This window comes from Klebsiella sp. KE9456 (assembly GCF_043832615.1).
Lineage (GTDB): Bacteria > Pseudomonadota > Gammaproteobacteria > Enterobacterales > Enterobacteriaceae > Klebsiella > Klebsiella indica.
In genome coordinates, this window is record NZ_JBDYQK010000057.1 from 1 (window position 1) to 1,158 (window position 1,158).

The following is a 1,158-nucleotide window of genomic DNA, read 5'->3' on the forward strand; positions in this document are numbered from 1 at the left end:
CTAAATAACTGATCCTAATACCGCTACACTTTAGCCAGCCCATGCTTTCCACCGGGGAATGGGCTGACGGTATCCATAAAGTGACGAACCTTTTTCAACAGTTGCCACATTGAACGGCACTGGTGATTTCGGGTTATTGTTTCATGAAGCGCCTGCCACAACCGTTCAACATGATTGACCCACGGCGAGTAAACTGGCTGATAAATCACTCTGAACTTTGGGTTTGCTTTCAGCCAGCGCAACGTTTCACGGCTTTTGTGGATGATGTAGTTATCGACAATGAGCGTTATCGTTTTTGCCCGCCGGTATGTCGCCTTCAGATGTTTTAACATACTGATAAATAATGATGAACCTTTGCTGTTTCCACCCACGTAGCTGACTTTGCCCGTACCACTGTGCAGCGCACCGGCAAGATAGTACTTTTCATTCTGCCCCGGCGTGACAACGCGTTTTTGCTGCCCGTGTAACTGCCAGTCAGCGCCGATTTTGGGATTGAGGTGGATATCCACTTCATCTTCGTAAAACACCGGGTGTTCTGTGCTACAGCTGGCTAACGCCACATTAATCGCTGCCATTTTTTCTTCCTTATTCGGGTCCCGGATACGCAGTGTTGGCGCTGCTCTGCGCCATACCAGTCCGGCAGCAGGTAACCATCGCCGGATGGTTGAAGCATGTAGCGGACAACCGGTGACATCACGGATTTTTATCGCCAGCAGTTCGGTACTCCAGCGGGAACGCTGATAACCAAAATCGCCGGGAGAATGCTTAACGAGCTCACGCAGCAATGCACAAATATGCTCGAACGGCCAGCGTCGGGAGCGTCCTGCGGGTAAGGATTTCAGGCCTTCAATACCTGAGTGCGTAAACCAGTTAATCCAGCGACCAACGGATGAACGGGCACAACAGAGTGTTCTGGCAACATCGCTGACCCGTTCACCCCGATGAAGCATCAGCATAGCCGTTAGCCTGCGGGCATGATTTTTATCGCGAGTTTTATGGATAGCTTTCTGCATCAGGCGTCGTTCGCCACGGGGTATTGGTGCTATGATCGGCATCGCTCAGTCCGGTTGGTGATTTGGGATATTCAGCGATTGATCAGATCGCATAAACCGGACTGAGTTCCCCCTGAGTGATCTACTATTCCGAGCAGTTATTTAG

General features: G+C 50.6%; 1 protein-coding gene. It reads right to left on the bottom strand.

The features are described 5' to 3' along the window. Positions 1-23: 23 nt before the first annotated feature. On the bottom strand, positions 24-1,055 hold the full coding sequence (locus ABK821_RS25245; protein WP_060568239.1) for an IS630 family transposase: 1,032 nt from the start codon (positions 1,053-1,055) through the stop codon (positions 24-26). Positions 1,056-1,158: the final 103 nt, after the last annotated feature.

What these genes read in the sequence shown, in the direction of transcription:
- ABK821_RS25245 (WP_060568239.1), bottom strand. Translation starts at nt 1,055, where the DNA reads ATGCCGATCATAGCACCAATACCCCGTGGCGAACGACGCCTGATGCAG.